This is a genomic window from Klebsiella sp. CN_Kp075 (genome assembly GCF_040065055.2).
GTDB lineage: Bacteria > Pseudomonadota > Gammaproteobacteria > Enterobacterales > Enterobacteriaceae > Klebsiella > Klebsiella aerogenes.
Genome location: NZ_CM198050.1, coordinates 2343313 through 2364535 on the forward strand (window position 1 = coordinate 2343313; position 21223 = coordinate 2364535).

At 53.5% G+C, this 21223-nt stretch carries 20 protein-coding genes; 13 read left to right on the top strand and 7 right to left on the bottom strand.

The genetic code is table 11. From position 1 onward, the window contains the following. Positions 1 to 2: 2 nt before the first annotated feature. From paaH to paaY, 6 genes are all read left to right on the top strand, one after another. A complete protein-coding gene (paaH, locus tag ABLV78_RS11170; RefSeq protein WP_047048892.1) occupies positions 3 to 1424 on the top strand; it encodes a 3-hydroxyacyl-CoA dehydrogenase PaaH in 1422 nt (473 codons plus the stop codon). Then, positions 1414 to 1836, top strand: a complete 423-nt coding sequence (gene paaI / locus ABLV78_RS11175; protein WP_023279988.1) for a hydroxyphenylacetyl-CoA thioesterase PaaI — start codon at positions 1414 to 1416, stop codon at positions 1834 to 1836. Before paaH ends, paaI begins: the two co-directional genes overlap by 11 nt. Next, positions 1836 to 3041, top strand: coding sequence for a 3-oxoadipyl-CoA thiolase (gene pcaF, locus ABLV78_RS11180; RefSeq protein WP_025713681.1), 1206 nt, complete (start codon positions 1836 to 1838; stop codon positions 3039 to 3041). The genes paaI and pcaF overlap by 1 nt, the downstream gene beginning before the upstream one ends. A 26-nt stretch (positions 3042 to 3067) precedes the next feature. Then, entirely contained in the window at positions 3068 to 4384 is a 1317-nt protein-coding gene (gene paaK / locus ABLV78_RS11185; protein WP_004224503.1) for a phenylacetate--CoA ligase PaaK, read from the top strand. 98 nt (positions 4385 to 4482) lie between these two features. Further along, on the top strand, positions 4483 to 5409 hold the full coding sequence (paaX, locus tag ABLV78_RS11190) for a phenylacetic acid degradation operon negative regulatory protein PaaX (protein ID WP_026612287.1): 927 nt from the start codon (positions 4483 to 4485) through the stop codon (positions 5407 to 5409). 9 nt (positions 5410 to 5418) lie between these two features. Beyond that, the gene (paaY, locus tag ABLV78_RS11195) at positions 5419 to 6015 is read left to right on the top strand and encodes a phenylacetic acid degradation protein PaaY (RefSeq protein WP_047048885.1); all 597 of its coding nucleotides are present in this window, start codon (positions 5419 to 5421) and stop codon (positions 6013 to 6015) included. 82 nt (positions 6016 to 6097) lie between these two features. Here paaY and ABLV78_RS11200 read toward each other — a convergent pair whose 3' ends face one another. The 6 genes from ABLV78_RS11200 to ABLV78_RS11225 are packed head-to-tail and all read right to left on the bottom strand — an operon-like array spanning position 6098 to position 11603. Further along, entirely contained in the window at positions 6098 to 6565 is a 468-nt protein-coding gene (locus tag ABLV78_RS11200) for an HTH domain-containing protein (RefSeq protein ID WP_047048882.1), read from the bottom strand. A gap of 46 nt (positions 6566 to 6611) precedes the next feature. Next, the gene (locus ABLV78_RS11205) at positions 6612 to 7550 is read right to left on the bottom strand and encodes an HpcH/HpaI aldolase/citrate lyase family protein (protein ID WP_047048879.1); all 939 of its coding nucleotides are present in this window, start codon (positions 7548 to 7550) and stop codon (positions 6612 to 6614) included. Next, a complete protein-coding gene (locus ABLV78_RS11210; RefSeq protein WP_348865380.1) occupies positions 7550 to 8623 on the bottom strand; it encodes a cysteine protease StiP family protein in 1074 nt (357 codons plus the stop codon). The genes ABLV78_RS11205 and ABLV78_RS11210 overlap by 1 nt, the downstream gene beginning before the upstream one ends. A gap of 1 nt (position 8624) precedes the next feature. Continuing rightward, positions 8625 to 9398: an HAD family hydrolase gene (locus tag ABLV78_RS11215; protein WP_045393878.1), complete on the bottom strand. Its 774-nt coding sequence runs from the start codon at positions 9396 to 9398 to the stop codon at positions 8625 to 8627. Further along, positions 9391 to 10521 carry a phosphoribosyltransferase domain-containing protein gene (locus ABLV78_RS11220; RefSeq protein ID WP_226473728.1) on the bottom strand — a complete coding sequence of 377 codons (1131 nt, stop codon included), beginning with the start codon at positions 10519 to 10521 and terminating at the stop codon, positions 9391 to 9393. The genes ABLV78_RS11215 and ABLV78_RS11220 overlap by 8 nt, the downstream gene beginning before the upstream one ends. After that, a complete protein-coding gene (locus ABLV78_RS11225; RefSeq protein ID WP_165430648.1) occupies positions 10518 to 11603 on the bottom strand; it encodes an ATP-grasp domain-containing protein in 1086 nt (361 codons plus the stop codon). The genes ABLV78_RS11220 and ABLV78_RS11225 overlap by 4 nt, the downstream gene beginning before the upstream one ends. A 283-nt stretch (positions 11604 to 11886) precedes the next feature. On the opposite strand from ABLV78_RS11225, the gene ABLV78_RS11230 reads away from it, so the two are divergent. The 6 genes from ABLV78_RS11230 to ABLV78_RS11255 are packed head-to-tail and all read left to right on the top strand — an operon-like array spanning position 11887 to position 16416. Beyond that, the gene (locus ABLV78_RS11230; protein ID WP_047048871.1) at positions 11887 to 12477 is read left to right on the top strand and encodes a TerD family protein; all 591 of its coding nucleotides are present in this window, start codon (positions 11887 to 11889) and stop codon (positions 12475 to 12477) included. After that, complete coding sequence (locus tag ABLV78_RS11235) at positions 12477 to 13616, top strand: TerD family protein (RefSeq protein WP_047048868.1); 1140 nt, start codon at positions 12477 to 12479, stop codon at positions 13614 to 13616. The genes ABLV78_RS11230 and ABLV78_RS11235 overlap by 1 nt, the downstream gene beginning before the upstream one ends. 21 nt (positions 13617 to 13637) lie before the next feature. Then, positions 13638 to 14093, top strand: a complete 456-nt coding sequence (locus ABLV78_RS11240) for a tellurite resistance TerB family protein (RefSeq protein ID WP_045393888.1) — start codon at positions 13638 to 13640, stop codon at positions 14091 to 14093. 22 nt (positions 14094 to 14115) lie between these two features. Further along, positions 14116 to 15156, top strand: a complete 1041-nt coding sequence (locus tag ABLV78_RS11245) for a TerC/Alx family metal homeostasis membrane protein (RefSeq protein WP_088389860.1) — start codon at positions 14116 to 14118, stop codon at positions 15154 to 15156. A 46-nt stretch (positions 15157 to 15202) separates the two neighbouring features. Beyond that, entirely contained in the window at positions 15203 to 15781 is a 579-nt protein-coding gene (locus ABLV78_RS11250) for a TerD family protein (protein WP_045393893.1), read from the top strand. A gap of 59 nt (positions 15782 to 15840) precedes the next feature. Continuing rightward, positions 15841 to 16416 carry a TerD family protein gene (locus ABLV78_RS11255; protein WP_047048861.1) on the top strand — a complete coding sequence of 192 codons (576 nt, stop codon included), beginning with the start codon at positions 15841 to 15843 and terminating at the stop codon, positions 16414 to 16416. 47 nt (positions 16417 to 16463) lie between these two features. On the opposite strand, the gene azoR is transcribed toward ABLV78_RS11255, so the two are convergent. Further along, positions 16464 to 17069 (bottom strand): FMN-dependent NADH-azoreductase, encoded by a 606-nt coding sequence (azoR, locus tag ABLV78_RS11260; RefSeq protein ID WP_045393899.1) that lies wholly within the window; start codon positions 17067 to 17069, stop codon positions 16464 to 16466. A gap of 259 nt (positions 17070 to 17328) precedes the next feature. On the opposite strand from azoR, the gene hrpA reads away from it, so the two are divergent. Next, the gene (hrpA, locus tag ABLV78_RS11265; RefSeq protein ID WP_242436982.1) at positions 17329 to 21174 is read left to right on the top strand and encodes an ATP-dependent RNA helicase HrpA; all 3846 of its coding nucleotides are present in this window, start codon (positions 17329 to 17331) and stop codon (positions 21172 to 21174) included. The last annotated feature ends 49 nt before the right edge of the window (positions 21175 to 21223 follow it).

Consider the following 21223-nt stretch of genomic DNA (forward strand, 5'->3'; position numbering starts at 1 on the left):
CCATGACAACATCCTTATCCACGGTGGCAGTGATCGGCAGCGGCACCATGGGAGCTGGTATTGCTGAAGTGGCCGCCGCAGCCGGACATCCGGTGCGTATTTTTGATATTAACCCTAAGGCCGTAGGCCAGGCGATAGAGGGTATCGCCGGGAGTCTGGCGTCGCGCGTTGCGCGGGGCAAACTGGCCCCTGAGCAGGCCGACGCGCTGCTGGCGCGCCTGCATCCGGCCCACGATTTAGCCGCGCTTGCCGATGCAGATTTAGTGATCGAAGCGGCCTCTGAACGTCTGGAAGTAAAAAAGGCGCTGTTCGCGCAGCTGGCGGAGATCTGCGCGCCGTCAACGTTGTTGACCAGTAATACCTCGTCTATTTCGATTACCGCCATCGCCGCCGGGGTCAAAAACCCGGAGCGGGTGGCCGGGCTGCACTTTTTTAATCCGGCGCCGGTGATGAAGCTGGTCGAGGTGGTGAGTGGCCTGGAGACTTCTGCGGAGGTGGTAGAGCAGCTGTGCCAGTGCGTAAGCGGCTGGGGGAAACAGCCGGTGCACTGCCGCTCAACGCCCGGTTTTATCGTTAACCGCGTAGCGCGTCCGTTCTACGCCGAGGCCTGGCGCGCGCTGGAAGAGCAGGTTGCCGCCCCTGAGGTTATCGATGCCGCTTTGCGTGACGGCGGCGGTTTTCCGATGGGACCGCTGGCGTTGACTGACCTGATTGGCCAGGACGTCAATTTCGCCGTGACCTGTTCGGTGTTTAACGCCTTCTGGCAGGACCGCCGTTACTTACCGTCGCTCCTCCAGCAAGAGCTGGCGCTGGCCGGGCGGCTGGGAAAAAAGAGCGGTCACGGCGTCTATCGCTGGCCCGCTGAGAAGCAGCCGGACGCGGCGCTGCCGTCGGTATCTACTGGCGCTCAATCCATTACGGATGTAAGTGACAACGTCACTGAATTAGATGATCTCTTGTTGCTGGAGACCGAAGGCGAGACGGCGCTGGCGCTGAGTGTGAAGCACCACCGCCCGGTGGTGGTGTATGACCTTTGCGCCAACGATACGGTGGTGCTGGCCGCAGCGGCGACCAACGCGCCAGCGGCCACTGATAAGGCCGTGCATTATTTCCAACAGCAGGGCAAGAAAGTGCTACGTATCGCCGATTATCCCGGACTGCTGGTGTGGCGCACGGTGGCGATGCTGATTAACGAAGCGTTGGATGCGGTGCAAAAAGGGGTCGCCAGCCCGCAGGATATCGATACCGCCATGCGCCTTGGCGTCAACTATCCGCAAGGCCCGCTGGCGTGGGGAGAAAGCCTTGGCTGGCGACGGGTGCTGCAACTGCTGGAGAACCTGCAACACCATTATGGCGAGGAGCGCTATCGCCCCTGTTCCCTGTTGCGCCAGAAGGCGCTGATGGAGAAGCACCATGAGCAATGATCCGTGGCGCAACGCGCGCGTGATGTACGAAAAAGATACCTGCGCCAGAAAGATGGGGATCGAACTTATCGAAATGGACGACGGCTTTGCGCAGATGAGCATGACCGTCTCGGCGGACATGCTTAACGGCCATCAAACCTGCCACGGCGGTCAGCTATTTACGCTTGCCGATACCGCTTTCGCTTACGCCTGTAACAGCCAGGGGCTGGCGGCGGTGGCCTCGGCGGCGAGCATTGATTTTCTTCGTCCGGCGTTTGCCGGGGACAGGCTGGTCGCTACCGCCAGGGTCAAACAGCAGGGCAAGCTGACCGGCGTCTACGACATCGAAATTGTTAATCAACAGCAAAAGATTGTGGCCCTGTTTCGCGGCAAATCGCACCGCATCGGCGGCACAATCACGGGAGAAGTGTAATGCGCGACGCCTTTATTTGTGACGGGATCCGCACGCCGATTGGCCGCTACGGCGGAGCGCTGGCCGGCGTCCGCGCCGACGATCTGGCGGCGATCCCGCTGCGTGAGCTGCTGAGCCGCAATCCCGGGCTCGACCCGGCAGCGATTGATGATGTGATTTTCGGCTGTGCTAACCAGGCCGGTGAAGATAACCGCAACGTAGCGCATATGGCGACGTTGTTGGCCGGTTATCCGCATACCGTGCCGGGCACCACGATTAACCGCTTGTGCGGATCGGGTCTGGATGCAATCGGTTTTGCCGCCAGGGCGATCAAAGCCGGCGATGCCGATCTGTTGATTGCCGGCGGCGTGGAATCGATGTCGCGCGCGCCGTTCGTGATGGGAAAAGCCAGCGCGCCTTATCAGCGTCAGGCGGAACTCTTCGATACCACGATTGGCTGGCGTTTTGTGAACCCGCTCATGGCGCAACAATTCGGAACTGACAGCATGCCGGAAACGGCAGAGAATGTAGCAGAATTGTTAAATATTAGCCGGGCCGACCAGGACGCTTTCGCCTGGCGCAGCCAGCAGCGCACGGCGCAGGCCCAGCGCGATGGCATTCTGGCGCAGGAAATCGTGCCGGTGCAGATCATCGGCAAGAAAGGCGCGGTCAGCGCGGTACGCGATGATGAGCATCCCCGCCCGGAAACTACGCTTGAGCAACTCGCGCTATTAAAAGCGCCGTTCCGTAAAGGCGGAGTCATTACGGCCGGGAATGCTTCCGGCGTTAACGATGGCGCAGCGGCGCTGATTATCGCCAGTGAACAGCAGGCCAGCGTACAGGGACTCACGCCGCGCGCGCGTATCGTGGCGATGGCGACGGCGGGTGTTGAGCCGCGCCTGATGGGTTTGGGGCCGGTACCGGCGGTGCGTAAAGTGCTGGAGCGCGCCGGACTCAATATTAACGATATGGATCTGATAGAGCTGAATGAGGCCTTCGCCGCGCAGGCGCTGGGGGTGCTCAGACAACTCGGCGTGCCGGATGATGCGGCGCACGTGAATCCCAACGGCGGCGCCATCGCGTTAGGTCATCCGCTGGGCATGAGCGGCGCGCGGCTGGCGCTGAGCGCCAGCCTTGAGCTGCAACGCCGGGGCGGGCGCTATGCGCTGTGTACGATGTGTATTGGCGTGGGTCAGGGCATTGCCATGATCCTTGAGCGAGTGTGAGCTAATTTACCTGCGAGTACCCTACAATGATAACTACTACAAAATTAGATCCGATTGAAACCGCATCGCGTGACGAACTGCAGGCCCTGCAAACCCAGCGCCTGAAATGGACGCTGAAGCATGCGTATGAAAATGTGCCGATGTATCGCCGCAAATTCGACGCAGCAGGCGTGCACCCTGACGACTTCCGGGAATTAAACGATCTGAAAAAATTCCCCTGTACTACCAAACAAGATCTGCGCGACAACTATCCGTTCGATACCTTCGCGGTGCCGATGGAGCAGGTGGTGCGCATTCACGCCTCATCCGGCACCACCGGCAAACCGACGGTGGTGGGTTATACGCAAAACGATATTGATAACTGGGCCAATATTGTCGCCCGTTCGCTGCGTGCGGCCGGTGGTTCAGCGAAAGACAAAATTCACGTCGCCTACGGCTACGGCCTGTTTACCGGCGGCCTTGGCGCGCACTACGGCGCGGAACGTTTAGGCGCGACGGTGATCCCGATGTCCGGCGGTCAGACCGAGAAACAGGCGCAGTTAATCCGCGATTTTCAGCCGGATATGATCATGGTGACGCCGTCCTACTGCCTGAATCTGATTGAAGAGCTGGAACGCCAGATGGGCGGCGATGCCCGCGGTTGTTCATTGCGGGTCGGCGTGTTTGGCGCCGAGCCGTGGACGCTGGCGATGCGCGCGGAAATCGAGCGCCGCCTGGGGATCACCGCGCTGGATATTTACGGTTTGTCGGAAGTCATGGGTCCGGGCGTAGCGATGGAGTGTCTGGAAACCGTTGACGGCCCGACCATCTGGGAAGACCACTTCTTCCCGGAAATCGTCAACCCGGACGACGGTACGCCGCTGGAAGATGGCGAGCATGGCGAACTGCTGTTTACCACCTTGACCAAAGAAGCGCTGCCGGTGATCCGCTATCGTACCCGCGACCTGACGCGCCTGCTGCCGGGAACCGCGCGGACCATGCGCCGCATGGATCGCATCAGTGGACGCAGCGACGATATGTTGATTATCCGCGGAGTTAACGTCTTCCCCTCGCAGCTGGAAGAGGAGATCCTCAAGTTTGAACACCTGGCGCCGCACTATCAGTTAGAGGTGAATCGCCGCGGTCATCTTGATTCGCTGGCGGTACGCGTTGAGCTGAAAGAGAGTGGGCTGGCGCTGAGTCATGAACAACGCTGCCAGATTTGCCATCAGTTGCGTCACCGTATTAAGTCAATGGTCGGGATTTCTACCGATATTACTATCGTCAACTGCGGCAGCATTCCTCGCTCTGAAGGAAAAGCTTGCCGGGTATTCGATCTGCGTAAAGCGGTGGTTAGCGGTTAAATCTCTCCCGGTAACCCGGCTGAGGCCTTTACGCCGTAAGCCGGGAATTTCCTGTGCTATGATTCATAAAGGAAAAATATAACAACAGAATGAATCAGATGAGTAAACTCGACGCCTTTATTCAACAAGCTGTAACGGCGATGCCGATTAGCGGTACCTCCTTGATTGCCTCGCTGTATGGCGACGCCTTATTACAACGCGGTGGGGAAGTGTGGTTGGGTAGCGTCGCGGCGCTGCTGGAAGGATTAGGTTTCGGCGAGCGCTTTGTACGCACCGCGCTATTTCGCCTCAATAAAGAAGAGTGGCTCGACGTCGTCCGTATCGGCCGGCGCAGCTTTTATCGCCTGAGCGATAAAGGACTACGTCTGACCCGGCGCGCGGAACATAAAATCTACCGGGCGAACGCCCCGGAATGGGACGGAACCTGGCTGCTGCTACTGTCGGAAGGATTAGAAAAAACGGTTCTGGCGGAAGTCAAAAAGCAACTGCTATGGCAGGGATTTGGCGCGCTGGCGCCGAGCCTGCTGGCCTCGCCGTCGCAAAAGCTGGCCGATGTCCAATCGCTGCTACATGAAGCGGGCGTCGCTGAAAACGTCATCTGTTTTGAAGCCCATTCGCCGCTGGCGCTCTCAAGGGCGGCGCTGCGCGACCGCGTAGAAGAGTGCTGGCATCTCACCGAACAAAATGAGATGTACGAGGCGTTTATCGCATTGTTCCGACCGTTACTGCCGCTGCTGCGCGACAGCGAACCGTCAGAGCTGACGCCGGAGCGCTGTTTCCAGATCCAACTGCTGCTTATCCATTTCTATCGCCGGGTGGTATTAAAAGACCCGCTGCTGCCGGAAGAGCTCCTGCCTGCGCACTGGGCCGGGCAAACCGCGCGGCAGCTGTGTATCAATATTTATCAGCGCGTGACGCCCGGCGCGCTGGCCTTTGTCGGCGAAAAAGGCGAAAGCTCGGTTGGCGAGCTTCCCGCGCCGGGGCCGCTTTATTTTCAACGCTTTGGCGGTTTGCCGGGCGTCTAAGGAGGTTGCATGCCGATTTATCAGATTGATGGGCTGACGCCAGTGGTGCCGGACGAGAGCTATGTTCATCCGACGGCGGTGCTGATTGGCGATGTGATCCTGGGAAAAGGGGTCTATGTTGGGCCAAATGCCAGCCTGCGCGGCGATTTTGGCCGTATTGTAGTAAAAGACGGAGCCAATATTCAGGATAACTGCGTCATGCACGGCTTCCCCGGCCAGGATACGGTGGTGGAAGAGGACGGTCACATCGGCCACGGCGCAATTCTGCACGGCTGCGTGATTGGTCGCAACGCGCTGGTGGGGATGAGCGCGGTAATTATCGACGGGGCGGTAATTGGCGAAAACAGTATTGTCGGCGCATCGGCCTTCGTAAAAGCGAAAGCGGAAATGCCCGCCAATCATTTAATTATCGGCAGTCCGGCGAAAGCGATTCGTACGCTGAGCGAGCAGGAACTGGAGTGGAAAAAACACGGTACCCGTGAATACCAGGTGCTGGTGGAACGCTGTAAGCAGTCGCTGCATCAGGTGGAGCCATTAAAAGAGATAGAGGCCGGGCGTAAGCGTCTGGAATTTGATGAAAACCTGCGGCCAAAATCGGCGAGCTGAATGTGACTATTGTTTTTATTATAGCGTGACCGCTCCGGTACAGGTTTGTTGCCGCCCGGACACGGGGCGGCGAACGTCATAATCAGCGCTTCTGCTTGTAAAAGGAATCAATTAATTCATCAATAAACTTCTGCGCCAGCATCTCTACAGCGCCGCTACGGGTAAGCATCGCCAGGCAGGCCAGGCGGTCCAGTTTACGTAGCACTGAGCGTTTAACCGACAGCGAAATAGCCTTTTTTTGATCCTTATTCAATACCACTTTACCTGATGGCATCGGCATTTTCAGGCCGCTATTGACACGGATCGCTTCTGCCATTCGCTCCATCATATCCTTAGTCAAGGAGCCACTGGCGACAAGTTGATAGGTATGGGCGGCTTTACTATATTTTATTTCCGCCTCATAGGTGTCCCGCAACGTTTTCAACGTTCTTGATAACGTTGGATCCGAACAATCCAGCTTTTCCAGCAGTTCCGCTGAGGATACCGGTTGCCCGTTGCCGAGAATTAGCGCCAGTTTAAAAATACGCTCTTGTTTACTATTTAATCTCATCCTGAGACCATCGCATTATCCATAGTGGGTGTGTTGATTAATTTATCTAACCCTGGGCTAAAGCATCAGGGGCGAAATCACTAACAATGCCGTAATAGGCTGCTCTGGCCAGAATTGCCGCTGCCCAGTTGCGATGGGTGGCCGGTTCGCACATTGTTCCCTGAGATTTAAACACTGCCTGGCTGGAGTTAAGGATCCGTAGCGCATCAGCGTGTTCGCCGGGCGTGACCATTAGCGCACGCTCAATAGTCAGTAACTGATTGGGATGGATGGCTGTTTTTCCGACCAGGCCGTGGGCCATATCCAGTTGCAATTCCCGCTCCATGATCTCCTGGCTGTCGATATGTTCGCAGACCGGTGCTGTCAGGGCAAAATGATAGGGAGAGAAAACGGATACCAGCATTTTGATAACGTATCCCATTGGCCCGTCATACAGCGTCAGATTACGCGAACGACGCAGCGAGATAACATTCATGAGATCGTTACCACCGATACGTAAGGCAATTATCCTGGCCCGACATGGATGGGCGCTGAGCTCTCCGGCAAGCTGGCGCATTTTCTCGCAATCAAACACCTCTTCGGTTTCCAGCGTTGGCATTATGCTCAAAGGCGTGCTGCCGATCGCGCGCCACCAGCAAGCCAATGAATGATGCGTAAATTTGGGAATGACCAGACCGTCAATGGCCGTTAAATCAAAGTTCTCAATTAGCAGTTTCGCCATGGATAGATGTCGTGGGCGAATAAATACCAGCGGCCAGTAATGATGCTCTTGCGTTGCTTTGGCACGGGCTAGCTGTATACAGAGGTTTTTGAGGTTTACCAGAGCATGTTTGATATCGCTTTCGTTGACCGAATCTTCAAGACAGATCACTAATGAGCGTAGCCCTTTAATTTTGCCGTCAATAATAGTGGAGGCAATATCGTGGCGAGTGGCGGGCATGTATAGGGTCGCTCCCAGATTCCATGCCGAGAGACGTGTTTTCATTAAAATACCTTCTTAATAATAGTGACGGCGCGGTATTGGCCAATTTCATCGCCAACTTCGCTTATATGAATACCTTTATCGCGGGCTAACGCCATCAGTAGCGCAACATCCGGATCGTTAATGGCGCGCACCAGAACATGATCGGGTACCCTGCGAAGCACCGCGCGCGTTGCTTCTGCGATGCCTGGTTTGATGCGGTTAAGATTGTCTACGGCATATCGTTCAGCGAGATGAAGCACTACCGCTTCGCTTTTGCGTCGAAGTCTGGCTTTCTGCGCTAAATCGGGTTTAATCTGCGCGGCAGAAACTAGCGTCTGTCGATAATTATCAACGGTATCAACTAGTAGTTGGCCGCATTCAAAATCAGCTAAATGATCGCATTGCACACAACCGTGAAAGCCGACCGGTGACCATAGTGAGCGAGAAATCAGACCCGATACCGGCGCCCCCATGATGCCGAAGGGGATTAACCAGTCATCGTCAGACGCGGACAACCATGCGCAGCCGCAGGGGTCGGCTAACACCACCAGCTTTGGTTCGGCAGGGTAGCCTTTTCGGCCGTGAAGCGAACGTTGCAGCTGCGAGCGAATGGCGCCTTTACCGGTCCATCCGTCGACAAATACGATACCTTGCGTACCGTGACGATTTTCAATCCATTCAAGTGCGGCGCTATCAATACCGCGATCGCGAATAATGCTGATACCGTAGTGGAAGGACGTTTTACCCGCGTCGCGCAGCGCCCGCTGTAGCATCACCCCCAGCGGGACACCCGCACGCACCAAACTCACCAGGATGATAGGCGTATTGTTGAACTGCGCGATGAGCGTGTGACTGAGCTGCTGCACTTCGTTAGCCATACGTGGCGTTTCGCGCTGTAGGGCTTTGGCAAAAAGATTAAGATGCCACTGACTTGGCGCGGGCTCCTGGCTTAGCAAGTCGGAATAATGCGCTTTACCCGATTGAATCAAAGCCTCTTTTTCATCAACCGACGTCATGGCGATATTCACAGGATTGAGCAAAAAGCGGACGTCATTTTGCGCAAAAGCGCCGGAAAAGTAATGGAGCTTGTGCATATTAAGAACCTGCGAAAATGTGGTGATTGATAGCTGTGGCAAACTGGCTCTGCTGGGGGACGGCAAACCAATGGCAAAGTTGCAAAAAGCGATGGTCGCTAAGACTGTCGCCAAACCCGAGCACCGGGAACGTACCGCGCTGGGCCTGCAATTTATTTATTAGCCAACCGACGGCCAGCCCTTTATCGACAGGCTCCGGTATCCAGGCAACGTTATTGCCGTTGCGGTGAAGATAAAACCCCTGCAGCGTGAAACGCTGCGTCAGCCAGTCGGCAAAAGCGTAGAGCTCGGCGATTCTGGTGCTGTCGCGATGTTTCATCACCAGGTAAACGGGCACGTCGTCATACTCTTCGTTGATGCGCGCCCAGCCGTCGATACCTTGAATAGCCATCTGGGTAGTTATGTCGTGTTGCATGGCTTTAAGTCTGTCAGCATAGGGCGCCAGGATAGCTACCATATGATGTTGCCACTCGGTATCCGGTAGCCCTTCAGGCGTCATGATGACTGCGCCGTGGGTGGTTATAGCCCATGAGCGAAATGGGATTTGCACCCGCGTCAACTCTTCGCTCCCTCTGGCGGTGACGGGGATCAGTTCGGCGTGTTCAAGCAACCAATCGACGAACATGGCCTGAGCTTCGTTCATATAGCTGCGCGGACGCATTTCCCTGTCCAGCGCGGCGCAACGAAAGGGGGCCGCAGAAAGTTCATTGACCATTTTTCGTCTGGTCTGAAATAGCGTATCGTCGAGATCGGAAAATACTACTGGCTTATTCATAAGATAAAATCTCCAGTCGCGAACAAAGCGACTCCAGCGCGTGGACCAGGTGGGGATCAACGCTTTTCGTAGGGGTCTCTATACATAAAATAATGCGATCGAAACGCTGGTGGGCGACGTTGTAGACAAAGTTTGGGATGCCCAGCCCGTAATTATCGTTAAATGACAACAGCGATTGGATCGCCATGCCAGGCGCAATCGGCGAGCGACTGGTCGCGCTGAACTTAACAGTGGCGCCTTGTTGCTCAAGGCGTTCGGCCAGCAAAAATGGTTCCCAGACAAACTCACCGCTGCCCAGTACCAGGATAGTCTCTCCTGTGGTTGCGTTGATCTCGATGCCAAGGTCTGCCGCGGGACGTATCATTCCCAGACGCCCCCACGTCTGGCGCCGGGAAAGAGCATACTCCCCACGCGAGGTGATATTGACGGCAGGCATGTCGGGAGGTGTAGCGTTGGACAGCGGATGCCATTCCCAACGTCCTTTAACTAACGCGATCTGGCTCACCGGCAGGTTACAACGCCTGGCGAAGGCATCGCCGCTCCAGTCGGTAAGCGTCACGGAGACAGCACTTTGCAAATGTGTCAGGTGCGGGTGTAACGCGGACACGAGATTGATGAAGGTATTGCCGGTCGTGGCTTCATCGTCGATGAGCACCAGAGTTTTAGCTTCCAGCACCCGTCGGCGCATCTCTCGATCGTGGGGGAGATAAATCAAATGGTCCGTGGCATGGCTGTGCGCTTCTTTAAATTCGCACAGTAGTTCCGCCTCTTGCGGATGACGCGTAGAGGTGAGATAGATTGCCCGGTCAACGCGTTTGCGGAGTTCGTCAAACACGCCAGCGCCGAGACCAACGGCAGTCTCAGCCATCCCGACGAACAACACCGGACCGGCGAGGTCGGCGGGGAAACTTACGGCAAGCCGCTGGTAAACTGCGCGCATGGTTGCGGGCGAAACAGGAATATGCCGACCTAAAACATGGCTGACAAAGAGAAACGCCCTTTTAGGGTTGCGCCGTTCAGCGATGTCGAACAGTGCATGAAGTTCGTTTTCCTCGCCGTGGTGAAACACGCGTAATTCGCCACTTGAGAGCTGACGGAGGTAGCAGTTTTCGTTTTTCATCATTTCACCTCCGCATTATGCGAAGGCGCAAGCGCATTATTGAGTTGCTGAGGATATAGACAGCTCTCTGTCATGACTCTGATGGTTGCAGGGGTGAATTGATGCGCTACGCGCTGCACAATGTCATCCGCCGTCAGTAAACCCAGCCGCTGCGCGGCGAACAACCCGGGCAAATTCACGCCGCTGTGGCGGGTATACCCAATACCACCGGAGGGGCGTAGATTAATCTCCAGTAAAAGCGGTTTGCCCTCTGTATTGTGACGAGTCTGTACGTTTACCATACCATCAGCATGCAGTGATTCGGCGCAGGCGCAGGCAAGTTCGAGCGCCGCTCCTTTATTTTCCAGATACTGCAATGCACCTTCTTTTCGCCTGCCAATGGCTGTCAGTACTTTGCCATGACTAAGCAGCATGTCGACAGAGTATTCTGGACCTGGAAGCCAGGGCATGAGTACCAGTGGAGTAAACGTCTCACTGGTCTTAACGGCTTCAATATATTGTTCCGGGCGGATACGTCGCTGTTCCGGATGATTAATAATACCTGTAGAAAGCGCGTGCTCATCAAATAGCCAAAACCCCGCGCCATAAATGCCGGTAACGGGTTTCACACATAGGCGGCTGCCGGGGAAAGGCGAAGCTTTGAGTAGATATTCCAGCGTGTTGGCATCATTGGCTCGTATGGATGGCACCACGGGAAGCCCACATGCTTGCATGGCTTTTGCAAAGTTGACTTTGTCATCGGCAATATCAAATGTGGACACCTGGCGGGCGCCCGTGGTGAGAGTCACGCCCAGCGCTTCAATCTGCCGTCGGTGCTGTTCGTACCAGCGGCACGCTTTGCCAACCTGAATTGCGGCAATGCCATACTCTTTTACTATTGATGAAATAAATGGCATCCGTGAATTGATGTCGGTGGGTTCACTTAATGAAAAATGTGCCGTTGATAATATTTCATGTCGGGGTTGACTGTGTGAGGCGTAGGTGGTTATAGGATGTTCGTTATTATTGATTGTGAAACCATTAATGCCGAAAATGATATCGCGTTGGGAGGATAGTCCCTCCATAATCCATATTTTTCTTTCCATTGATATTATTTCCACGCGTCCAGCGTTAAATTTAACTGGAGTCTAAAAGCGCTATGTTGGCATGTCAATCATAATATGAGGCGCTTTTTTGTTTTCGGAATGATTATTTATGAAATGAATGTGTTCATATCTCCGTAATGATTTTTAAAATAATTTATCATCGGCGAGTTTTTCTTTTTCTTAATTTTCTAAATTGCCTTGTGTCAGTTCTTTATCATGATATGATTTTTTTGAGTCTTTAACGCATATTGATTTGCTAAATGTATTTAATAGGGAAGAATAAATGGTCTCACTTACTAAAAATCAGACAATATCATTAAGCAAAGTATCTCCGGCATTATCGCAGCTGACTTTTGGTCTGGGCTGGGATCCTCTGCGGGCGAAGAAAAAAGGGCTATTCGGCGGGTTGTTCTCCGGTGGCGCAGGTTCTATCGACCTTGATGCAAGCTGCATTCTATTGAACAAGAATGGCAACGTGCTGGATACCATTTGGTTTGGCCAGCTGAAATCTCGCTGTGGCGCTGTCGTGCATAGCGGCGATAACTTAACGGGAGAAGGTGACGGTGATGATGAAGTCATTCGCGTTAATATGGAGAAACTTTCCGCTAACGTGGAATATCTGGCCTTTACCGTCAATAGTTTTCGCGGCCAAACGTTTAACGAAGTTGAGAATGCCCATTGCCGCGTGCTCGATCAAAATAATCAGGAATTGGCCCGCTATCAGCTAACCGAGCAAGGTTCTCATACCGGCATTATTATTGCTTCATTAAGCCGCCAGAACGGCAGTTGGGATTTTACCGCCCATGGTCAAGCAGCTCAGGGGCGCACCATCGACGATATGAAAAGTGACGTATTACGCATTGTGGTGCGCTAATGAAACTATTACCCGGAGGAAATAGCGCGGTTCCTGTTGCTAACCTTAGTATCAAAATAAGCGCGGGCAGTAGTATTGATGTGTCGTCATTTCGTCTCTATGCCAATAATAAGGTAAGAGGCGATGCGGATATGTGTTTTTACGGCCAGCCGCGAAATGATGATAATACCATTGAGCTGAGTACTAATAATACCGCTACTGTATTTCTGGTAGCATTAGGGCTGCTGCAGGCGGATGTCCAGAAAGTGGCCTTTACCGCAACCTGCGATAATAACAGGACTATCGGTGAATTAGGCCATTTGACGATCGCGGTGGAGCATAACGGTACTACGCTGATTGAGTGTCAGGTCGATGTTCACGGTCGAAATGAAGCCGCGCTGATACTGGGCGAACTTTATCGGCGTAATGGCGAGTGGAAGTTTCGCTTTGTCGCACAGGGATTTACTGGCGGCCTAAAACCGCTCGCTGAATACTATGGCGTTGATATTGCCGATGAAGCCTTGCCCCCTGCAGATGAACCCGTGAAAGTGAACCTCAGTAAGGTCACTTTGACTAAAGAGAAACCGGCAATCAGCCTCGCTAAACGTGACGATTATGGCGAGATACGCGTAAATCTGAATTGGCATCGCCAAAGCTCGGCTACAGGTTTATTTGGTTCATTATTAGGGGCAGGCGCCAGCAGCGTTGATCTGGATCTGGGCGCTTTTGTCGAATTAAAAAATGGCGATTTAAGCGTAGTACAAGCACTGGGTAATGCATTTGGGCGATATCAACAACCGCCTTTTATTCAGCTTCAGGGTGACGATCGCACGGGGGCGGTTAACGATGGAGAATGGATCTGGATCAATGGTAGCGAATGGCAAAAAATTAACCAGATATTAATCTATGCCTTTATTTATGAGGGGGTCGCCAGTTGGGATAAAACAGATGGTGTCGTCACGCTACATGTTCCCGGGCAGCCGCCAATCGAAACCCGACTGACCGAAGGCAATAATCGTCGAACAATGTGCGCTATTGCTCGCTTAGTCAATGATAACGGCGCCATAAAAGTAGAGCGTATCAATCAATATTTCACCGGCCATAAAGAGATGGATCGCGCATTCGGCTGGGGATTCCGCTGGCGAGCCGGTTCAAAATAAAGAAAACAAAGTGAGGGAACGATGGGATTATTCAATAAAGTAAAATCGACATTGAGCGCCAGCCGCGTAGAACTGGTCAAACAGGTTGGGCGATTTAAAAATAAGAAATTCATGCAAGGAACTGTTGCGGTATGTGCTCGTATTGCCGTCTCCAGTGATGGTGTTAGCGCCGAAGAAAAACAGAAAATGATGGGTTTTCTGCGCTCGTCGGAAGAAATGAAAGTTTTTGATACCAACGAAGTAATCGACTTTTTTAATAAATTGGTATCCAGCTTCGATTTCGATATGGAAATCGGCAAAGGTGAAACCATGAAATATATTCTGGCCTTAAAGGATCAGCCAGAAGCTGCGCAATTGGCTGTACGGGTAGGAATTGCGGTGGGTAAAAGCGATGGTAATTTCGACCCGGATGAACAGGCGGCAACCCGAGAAATAATCGCTGCGCTCGGTTTTAACGCTGAAGAGTTTGGTCTTTAACCACAGCACTTAAAGGTATTTCATGGTCTCCACTCATTTAGGTTTTCCCGTTGAAACGGTGAGCGTTTTTATTATTCTCGCCATTGGGGCGATCGTTATTGACCTCGTAATGCATCGTAACGATAGTGTCATATCGCTGAAAAGCGCGGCGTTATGGTCACTATTTTGGGTTGCGGTGGCGATGGTTTTTGCCGGGTTTCTACTGGTGCACCACGGCGCGGAAGTGGCTAGTTTATTTGTTACTGGTTACGCCTTGGAAAAAGTGCTTTCGGTCGATAATCTTTTCGTGATGATGGCGATCTTCTCCTGGTTTGGCATCCCGGAACGCTCTCGCCATCGCGTCCTTTACTGGGGAGTGATCGGCGCGATTATTTTCCGCGCTATTTTTGTCGCCATTGGCACAGGACTATTAGCGCTGGGCCCGTATGTTGAAATAGTCTTTGCCTTAATTGTGCTTTGGACGGCCGTCATGATGTTAAAAAGCGGGGAGGAGAGCGATGAAATTGAAGATTACTCGCAGCATCTCGCTTACCGTCTGGTAAAACGTGTATTCCCTATCTGGCCAAAATTAGTGGGGCATGCTTTTTTACTGACCGCGAAAGAGGTCGAGCGTGAACGGGCGAAGCCGGAAAATAAAGATCTCATTATCAGCACCGGAAAGCGCGTCGCGTTATATGCAACGCCGCTGATGCTATGCGTGGCAGTAGTAGAACTCTCTGATGTGATGTTTGCTTTTGATTCCGTGCCGGCCATTATTGCAATAAGCCAGGAGCCGCTGATTGTCTATAGCGCGATGATGTTTGCCATCCTTGGCCTACGTACGCTTTATTTTGTATTGGAGGCACTCAAACATTATTTAGTGCATCTTGAAAAAGCGGTCATCGTATTACTTTTCTTTATTGCCATTAAGCTTGGTCTGAACGCCACCGATCATCTTTGGCACCATGGCTATAGTATTTCGGCGACCGCCAGTCTGTATGTCGTTCTACTGGTGCTTATTGTTGGTATTGTCGCCAGTTTTGTCTTTCAGGATAAAAACGAGGAACAGCCAGGGGAGCATTAATTCCTCGCGCTGTCCTTATTCATGTTCACTTTAAAAAGGATTTAATATGAGCGTATCACTGTCAAAAGGCGGTAACGTTTCTCTTAGCAAAAGCGATCCGTCAATGAAAAACGTGCTGGTTGGATTAGGGTGGGATGTCCGCACTACCGACGGCCAGGATTTTGACCTCGATGCATCTGCCTTCCTGTTATCAGAGACGGGAAAGGTGCGCAGCGATAGCGATTTCATCTTCTACAACAACTTAAAATCGGCAGACGGTTCGGTCACCCACACCGGCGACAACCGCACCGGGGAAGGCGATGGCGATGATGAATCGCTAATCATCAAACTGGATATGATCCCGGCCAACGTCGCCAAAATCGTTTTCGTGGTCACCATTCACGATGCACAAATGCGTCGTCAGAGTTTTGGTCAGGTGTCAGGCGCTTTTATTCGCCTGGTCAACAACGATTCACAACTTGAAGTGGCCCGTTACGATTTGACGGAAGACGCTTCCAGCGAGACGGCAATGCTATTTGGTGAACTTTATCGCCATAACGGCGAGTGGAAATTCCGCGCCGTTGGGCAGGGATACGCTGGTGGATTATCCAGCGTCTGCGCCCAGTATGGCATTAATGCATCTTAAAAACCGAGCAGCCCGACCGTCCGTCGGGCCATACAGTAGTTTATAACAGGAGGTTTAAAATGGCTGTTTCCCTCGTTAAAGGCGGTAACGTATCACTCACTAAAGAAGCGCCGTCGATGAATATTGCGATGGTGGGATTGGGTTGGGATGCGCGAGTAACGGATGGGCAAGATTTCGATCTCGATGCATCGGTCTTTATGGTTGGCGAAGATGGCAAGGTGCTATCGGATGCGAATTTTATCTTCTTCAATAATAAGAAGAGTCCTTGCGGCGGCGTAGAACATCAGGGCGACAACCGCACCGGTGAAGGTGATGGCGATGATGAGCAGGTCAAAATCACGCTTTCCCAGGTGGCCGCTGAGGTCAAGAAGCTGGTTTTCTCCGTCACCATCTACGACGCAGAAACGCGGAAACAAAACTTTGGCATGGTGCAGAACAGCTATATGCGGGTGTATAACCACGATAATGGCCAGGAAATTGCGCGCTTTGATCTATCCGAAGATGCATCAACGGAAACGGCGATGATTTTTGGCGAGCTTTATCGTCACGGTGCGGAATGGAAATTTAAAGCGGTTGGTCAGGGATTTGCTGGCGGTCTTGCTGCGCTGGCTTCAGCACATGGCGTTAGCGTTTAATTATTGGCAAGAATAAAACCTCCCGCTGGTGCGGGAGGTTGGTTTTATCAGGCTGCAACCACGCTGTCGATTGCCGCTTTGGCATCGGACTGTGCTTTGGCCGCAACTTCTGGACCATAGGCAATGCCTTCTGCAAACACGAAGTTCACGTCGGTGATACCGATGAAGCCAAGGAAGGTAGAGAGATACGGCGTGACCAGATCGGTTGGCGTATCTTTATGGATACCGCCGCGGCTGGTCAGAACCACTGCACGTTTGCCGGTAACCAGACCTTCAGGGCCTTTCTCGGTGTAACGGAAGGTGACGCCTGCACGGGCAACCAGGTCAAAATAGTTTTTCAGCTGAGTCGGGATGTTGAAGTTGTACATCGGCGCAGCGATAACAATCACATCGTTAGCTTTCAGTTCAGCAATCAGCTCATCGGAGAGCGCCAACGCTTCCTGCTGACGCGCAGTCAGCTGAGCATCGCTCGGACGCAGCGCGCCAACCAGTTCACCATCCAGTACCGGAATCGGATTTGCCGCCAGATCGCGCACGGTGACCACGTCGCCCGGGTGTTTTTCGCGCCATTGTTCAACAAAATAGTCGGACAGCTGGCCAGATTGTGAGTACCCTGCAAGAATACTGGACTTCAGAACTAATACTTTGCTCATGGGTGTTTCCTTTTTAATGTGATTGACGGGACAATGCCCTGGTGCCTGGTGACACTGTATTCACAATCATGCCGTAGAGATAGCGCAATATATCGAATCCTATGTTCAGTTTTTTTGAACAAGGCATGAGTTCAACAGATGTGGTAATCTACAGCAATACTTCATAAGAGATTTTTCCGGCAGAGCACTGCCCGATAACGCTATGACAGAACAACAAAAAATTACTTTCTCGCAGCTCTATGCACGGCTTGATGACCTGATGCTGCGCGATAAATCGCGCTATAGCCGTCGCCTGCATGGCGTAAAGAAGGTTAAAAATCCTGATGCTCAGCAGGCCATTCTGCAGGAGATGACGCAGGAGATAGAACAAGCAGCAGGGAAAGTCCTGCTGCGAGAAGCCGCGCGTCCGACGATTACCTATCCGGAAAACCTGCCGGTTAGCCAGAAAAAACAAGAGATTCTCGAAGCGGTGCGCGATCACCAGGTGGTGATCGTCGCCGGTGAGACCGGTTCAGGTAAAACCACTCAGTTACCTAAAATCTGCATGGAGCTGGGGCGCGGCCTGAAAGGCCTGATTGGCCACACCCAGCCGCGTAGACTGGCGGCGCGAACCGTCGCTAACCGCATTGCTGAAGAGCTGCAGAGCGAGCCGGGCGGTTGTATCGGATATAAAGTCCGCTTCAGCGACCACGTCAGCGAAAACACCATGGTTAAGTTGATGACCGACGGTATCCTGCTGGCGGAAATCCAGCAGGATCGCCTGCTGATGCAGTATGACACTATCATTATCGATGAAGCGCATGAGCGCAGCCTGAACATTGATTTTCTGCTGGGCTATCTCAAAGAGCTGTTGCCACGGCGCCCGGACCTGAAAATTATCATCACTTCCGCCACCATCGATCCGGAACGATTTTCGCGCCATTTTAATCATGCGCCGATTATCGAAGTCTCCGGGCGGACTTATCCGGTTGAAGTGCGTTATCGTCCCATTGTTGAAGAGGCAGACGATACCGAACGCGATCAGCTGCAGGCGATTTTTGATGCCGTCGATGAACTGGGGCGCGAAGGCCCCGGCGATATCCTGATCTTTATGAGCGGCGAGCGGGAAATCCGCGATACCGCTGATGCATTGAATAAGCTCAATTTGCGTCATACCGAAGTGCTGCCGCTATATGCGCGTTTATCTAACAGCGAGCAAAACCGGGTTTTCCAGTCGCATAGCGGGCGGCGTATTGTCCTGGCGACCAACGTTGCCGAAACGTCGCTGACGGTACCGGGCATTAAATACGTTATCGATCCGGGTACCGCGCGTATCAGTCGCTATAGCTATCGCACCAAAGTGCAGCGTCTGCCAATCGAGCCGGTATCACAGGCCTCCGCTAATCAGCGTAAAGGTCGCTGCGGGCGCGTATCGGAAGGTATCTGTATTCGTCTTTATTCGGAAGACGATTTCCTGTCGCGGCCGGAATTTACCGACCCGGAAATTCTGCGTACCAACCTGGCCTCGGTCATTCTGCAAATGACCGCTCTGGGGCTGGGCGATATCGCCGCGTTTCCGTTTGTCGAAGCGCCGGATAAGCGCAACATCCAGGATGGCGTACGCCTGTTGGAAGAGCTCGGCGCCATCACCACCGATGCGCAGGCAACGGCTTATAGGCTAACCCCACTGGGCCGTCAGCTCAGCCAGCTACCGGTGGATCCGCGTCTGGCTCGGATGGTGCTGGAAGCGCAGAAACATGGCTGCGTGCGTGAAGCGATGATCATCACTTCCGCGCTGTCGATTCAGGATCCGCGCGAGCGTCCCATGGACAAGCAGCAGGCGTCTGATGAGAAACATCGCCGTTTCCACGATAAAGAGTCTGATTTCCTTGCGTTTGTTAATTTGTGGAACTATCTCGGCGAACAACAAAAGGCGCTCTCGTCGAATCAGTTCCGCCGCCAGTGCCGGGTGGATTTCCTCAACTATTTACGCGTGCGTGAATGGCAGGATATTTACACCCAGCTGCGCCAGGTCGTGAAAGAACTCGGCCTGCCTATCAACAGCGAGCCGGCGGAGTACCGGGAGATTCATACCGCGCTGCTGACAGGTTTATTGTCGCATATCGGGATGAAAGACTCCGATAAACAGGAGTACACCGGCGCCCGTAATGCCCGGTTCTCTATCTTCCCAGGTTCCGGTCTATTCAAGAAACCGCCGAAGTGGACGATGGTTGCGGAACTGGTCGAGACCAGCCGCCTGTGGGGGCGTATTGCCGCCCGCATTGAGCCTGAGTGGGTTGAGCCGGTTGCGCAGCATCTGATCAAACGCTCCTATAGCGAACCGCACTGGGAGCGGTCGCAGGGCGCGGTCATGGCGACAGAAAAGGTTACCGTTTACGGCCTGCCGATCGTCGCCGCGCGTAAGGTCAACTATAGCCAGATTGACCCGGCGCTGTGCCGTGAGCTCTTTATCCGCCACGCGCTGGTAGAGGGCGACTGGCAGACGCGGCATGTTTTCTTCCGCGATAACCTGAAGCTGCGCGCTGAAATCGAAGAGCTGGAGCATAAGTCGCGTCGTCGCGACATCCTTGTGGATGACGAGACGATGTTCGAGTTTTACGACCAGCGCATTAGCCACGATGTCATCTCCGCTCGCCACTTTGATAAGTGGTGGAAGCAGGCCAGCCGCGAAACGCCAGACTTGCTCAATTTTGAAAAGAGCATGCTGATTAAAGAGGGGGCGGAACAGGTCAGTAAACTGGACTACCCGAACTTCTGGCATCAGGGCAATCTTAAACTGCGTCTCAGCTATCAGTTTGAGCCCGGTGCCGATGCCGATGGCGTAACGGTACATATCCCGCTGCCGCTGCTCAATCAGGTGGAGGAAGCCGGGTTTGAATGGCAGATCCCCGGCCTGCGTCGCGAGCTGGTCATTGCGTTAATCAAATCTCTACCGAAACCGGTACGACGGAATTTTGTCCCGGCGCCAAACTATGCGGAGGCTTTTTTAGGCCGCGCGACGCCGCTGGCGTTGCCGCTACTGGATTCGCTGGAGCGTGAACTGCGTAAAATGACCGGTGTGACCATCGACCGCGAGTCCTGGCAGTGGGATCAGGTGCCCGATCACCTGAAAATCACTTTCCGGGTGGTGGATGACAAAAATAAGAAACTGCAGGAAGGGCGCTCTTTGCAGGCGTTGAAGGACGCGCTGAAAGGCAAAGTTCAGGAGACGCTATCGGCGGTGGCCGACGACGGTATTGAACAAAGTGGGCTGCATATCTGGAGTTTCGGCACGCTGGCGGAGAGTTACGAACAGAAGCGCGGTAATTATAAGGTGAAAGCCTGGCCGGCGCTGGTGGACGAGCGTGACAGCGTAGCCATCAAACTGTTTGATAATCCACAGGAACAGCAGCAGGCGATGTGGCGTGGTTTACGCCGTTTACTGTTGCTCAATATTCCGTCGCCGATTAAGTATCTGCACGAGAAACTGCCAAACAAAGCCAAGCTGGGACTCTATTTCAACCCTTATGGCAAGGTGCTGGATTTGATTGACGATTGCATCTCCTGCGGCGTTGACAAGCTTATCGATGAAGCCGGCGGCCCGGTATGGACTGAAGAGGGCTTTAGTAAACTGCACGATAAAGTGCGCGCCGAACTGAACGACACGGTGGTCGATATCGCGAAGCAGGTCGAGCAGATCCTGACGGCGGTATTTAACATCAATAAGCGTCTGAAAGGGCGGGTAGATATGACGATGGCCCTGGGGCTGTCGGATATTAAAGCGCAGATGACAGGTCTGGTTTATCGCGGCTTTGTGACCGGCAACGGTTTCCGCCGTCTCGGCGATACGTTGCGTTATCTGCAGGCAATTGAAAAGCGTCTTGAGAAGCTGGCAATCGATCCACACCGTGACCGCGCCCAGATGCTGAAAGTCGAGAGCGTGCAACAGGCGTGGCAGCAGTGGTTGAATAAGCTGCCGCCGAATCGCCGTGATGATGACGACGTACAGGAGATCCGCTGGATGATCGAAGAGCTGCGCGTCAGCTTCTTTGCTCAGCAGTTGGGTACTCCGTATCCGATCTCGGACAAACGCGTATTGCAGGCGATGGAGCAAATTACGCCGTAGTTTGGCCGGTTGTCCCCGGTGGCGCTGCGCTTACCGGGGCTACTGGTCA

What these genes read in the sequence shown, in the direction of transcription:
- paaH (WP_047048892.1), top strand. Translation starts at nt 3, where the DNA reads ATGACAACATCCTTATCCACGGTGGCAGTGATCGGCAGCGGCACCATG.
- paaI (WP_023279988.1), top strand. Translation starts at nt 1,414, where the DNA reads ATGAGCAATGATCCGTGGCGCAACGCGCGCGTGATGTACGAAAAAGAT.
- pcaF (WP_025713681.1), top strand. Translation starts at nt 1,836, where the DNA reads ATGCGCGACGCCTTTATTTGTGACGGGATCCGCACGCCGATTGGCCGC.
- paaK (WP_004224503.1), top strand. Translation starts at nt 3,068, where the DNA reads ATGATAACTACTACAAAATTAGATCCGATTGAAACCGCATCGCGTGAC.
- paaX (WP_026612287.1), top strand. Translation starts at nt 4,483, where the DNA reads ATGAGTAAACTCGACGCCTTTATTCAACAAGCTGTAACGGCGATGCCG.
- paaY (WP_047048885.1), top strand. Translation starts at nt 5,419, where the DNA reads ATGCCGATTTATCAGATTGATGGGCTGACGCCAGTGGTGCCGGACGAG.
- ABLV78_RS11200 (WP_047048882.1), bottom strand. Translation starts at nt 6,565, where the DNA reads ATGAGATTAAATAGTAAACAAGAGCGTATTTTTAAACTGGCGCTAATT.
- ABLV78_RS11205 (WP_047048879.1), bottom strand. Translation starts at nt 7,550, where the DNA reads ATGAAAACACGTCTCTCGGCATGGAATCTGGGAGCGACCCTATACATG.
- ABLV78_RS11210 (WP_348865380.1), bottom strand. Translation starts at nt 8,623, where the DNA reads ATGCACAAGCTCCATTACTTTTCCGGCGCTTTTGCGCAAAATGACGTC.
- ABLV78_RS11215 (WP_045393878.1), bottom strand. Translation starts at nt 9,398, where the DNA reads ATGAATAAGCCAGTAGTATTTTCCGATCTCGACGATACGCTATTTCAG.
- ABLV78_RS11220 (WP_226473728.1), bottom strand. Translation starts at nt 10,521, where the DNA reads ATGATGAAAAACGAAAACTGCTACCTCCGTCAGCTCTCAAGTGGCGAA.
- ABLV78_RS11225 (WP_165430648.1), bottom strand. Translation starts at nt 11,603, where the DNA reads ATGGAAAGAAAAATATGGATTATGGAGGGACTATCCTCCCAACGCGAT.
- ABLV78_RS11230 (WP_047048871.1), top strand. Translation starts at nt 11,887, where the DNA reads ATGGTCTCACTTACTAAAAATCAGACAATATCATTAAGCAAAGTATCT.
- ABLV78_RS11235 (WP_047048868.1), top strand. Translation starts at nt 12,477, where the DNA reads ATGAAACTATTACCCGGAGGAAATAGCGCGGTTCCTGTTGCTAACCTT.
- ABLV78_RS11240 (WP_045393888.1), top strand. Translation starts at nt 13,638, where the DNA reads ATGGGATTATTCAATAAAGTAAAATCGACATTGAGCGCCAGCCGCGTA.
- ABLV78_RS11245 (WP_088389860.1), top strand. Translation starts at nt 14,116, where the DNA reads ATGGTCTCCACTCATTTAGGTTTTCCCGTTGAAACGGTGAGCGTTTTT.
- ABLV78_RS11250 (WP_045393893.1), top strand. Translation starts at nt 15,203, where the DNA reads ATGAGCGTATCACTGTCAAAAGGCGGTAACGTTTCTCTTAGCAAAAGC.
- ABLV78_RS11255 (WP_047048861.1), top strand. Translation starts at nt 15,841, where the DNA reads ATGGCTGTTTCCCTCGTTAAAGGCGGTAACGTATCACTCACTAAAGAA.
- azoR (WP_045393899.1), bottom strand. Translation starts at nt 17,069, where the DNA reads ATGAGCAAAGTATTAGTTCTGAAGTCCAGTATTCTTGCAGGGTACTCA.
- hrpA (WP_242436982.1), top strand. Translation starts at nt 17,329, where the DNA reads ATGCTGCGCGATAAATCGCGCTATAGCCGTCGCCTGCATGGCGTAAAG.